Source organism: Streptomyces sp. 150FB (assembly GCF_000818195.1).
In the GTDB taxonomy this organism is placed as follows: domain Bacteria; phylum Actinomycetota; class Actinomycetes; order Streptomycetales; family Streptomycetaceae; genus Streptomyces.
Genome location: NZ_JTHL01000001.1, coordinates 4,822,551 through 4,824,267, shown reverse-complemented (window position 1 = coordinate 4,824,267; position 1,717 = coordinate 4,822,551). Strand labels below are relative to the sequence as shown.

Sequence of the window (1,717 nt, the reverse complement as noted above, 5' to 3'; positions counted from 1 at the left end):
GACAGGCTTCGCCGGCGCGGGCTTCGCCGGGGCCGGGACCGGCGTCGGCGTGTGGCTGTCCGCGTAGGCGAAGCCGGCTCCCACGCCGCCGACGGCCAGCGCGGCGACGATCGCGGACGTTCCCAGGACCCTGCGCATACGCCCCTGGAGCGCACTGCGGACAGCGGTGTGACGTGCGGACATGACGTTCCTCAAATCATCTCGTCGGGCGGATCGAAGGCGCCTTCACCCGGAAAGACGTACGACCCCGCCCCGGGTTGCAGGTCGCTCCGGACTTTCTTTTTCTGCCATCACCCACCGACGCACCGTGACGTGGCGCCCCGACACCCCTAAGGTTAGGTTTCCCTTACTTTTGTCCGCCAGGGAGGCTTCCCCACCGTGCCCAGATCCCTCACCCGCCGTCTCACCGTGGCCACCGCCACCACCGCGTTCGCCGTCACTCTCACCGCCTGCGGTGGCAGCGACGACGGCTCCACCGGCGCGGGACCCGCGGGCGGCCTCGGCGCGGGAGCCCCCACGCACACGGTCTCGACCGTCATGGGTGACGTGAAGGTCAAGAACGCCCCCAAGCGCGTCGTCGTACTGGACACCGACGCGCTCGACTCGGCCGTCAGCCTCGGCGTAACTCCGGTCGGGGCGACCACAGTTGTGGACAAGGCCCCGTTCTCCACCTATCTGCCGGCCGACAAGCTCAAGGGCATCAAGCCGGTCGGTGAGATCGGTACGCCGAACCTGGAGGCGATCGCCCAGCTCAAGCCCGACCTCATCCTGAGCAGCAAGGTGCGCGACGAGAAGAACTACCCGTCGCTGTCGAAGATCGCGCCGACCGTGTTCACCGACACCACGGGCCCCACCTGGCGCAAGAACTTCGACCTGCACGCCGACGCCCTCGGCAAGAAGAACGAGGCGAAGAAGGTCGTAGCCGACTACGACGCGCACCTCAACCGCCTGACCACCGCGCTGGGCGGGCCCCCGGCGGCCAAGAAGATCACGTTCGGATTCGTACGGTTCGTGGAGGGCGCCGACACCCGGCTCTACCTCAACGACACGTTCGTCGGGTCCATCTTCAAGGACCTCCAGGTCGGCCGGCCCGCCAACCAGAACACCACCGGTTTCTCGCTCGACATCAGCCCGGAGCAGATCGACAAGGCCGACGCGAACGTCATCTTCTACTCCGCCTACGGCGACCCGGAGAAGGCCAAGGAGACGACCACCACAGCGGGTCCGCTGTGGAAGGGCCTGGACGCGGTGAAGAAGGGCAGGGCCTTCAAGGTCGACGACAACACCTGGATGCTGGGGATCGGCTACACCGGTGCGGGCAAGGTGCTGGACGAGATGGAGAAGGACTACGCGTCGGCCCCGCACTGAGCAGGCGGGGCGAGCGGGCGCACTCAGCGAGCGGCGGCCCGAGCGACCGGCACGACAGCGCGCCGTCTGCCGACCGGCGCGCCAGCCTGTCAGGAGTTCAAAGGTCAGCCACAGCGCCCTCATATGAACCGCTGGCACGCTCGGCGCAGTTGCCCCAGCGAGAGGAACGCCACCATGAACGACTACGACCCGACGAACCACTCCTCGACCGGATCGGACCCGTCGACCACGGCCGTACGGGCAGACCGGCCCGGCGTACGCCGGCTGCTGTCGAAGAAGAAGGGCGGCTGGCTCGTGGCCGCCGGTGTGACCTGCGCGGTGGCCGGACTCGCCGGTGCCGGGACGGCCG

The 1,717-nt window shown here is 68.5% G+C and carries 1 protein-coding gene and 1 pseudogene; one reads left to right on the top strand and one right to left on the bottom strand.

Annotated elements, in window-relative coordinates; genetic code table 11:
• A pseudogene (locus QR77_RS46815) lies at nt 1-183 on the bottom strand (hypothetical protein); the annotation flags it as partial.
• Between the two features lie 195 nt (nt 184-378).
• Between QR77_RS46815 and QR77_RS20640 the strand changes: the two are divergent.
• Entirely contained in the window at nt 379-1,368 is a 990-nt protein-coding gene (locus QR77_RS20640) for an iron-siderophore ABC transporter substrate-binding protein (RefSeq protein WP_040023514.1), read from the top strand.
• Nucleotides 1,369-1,717 lie beyond the last annotated feature (349 nt).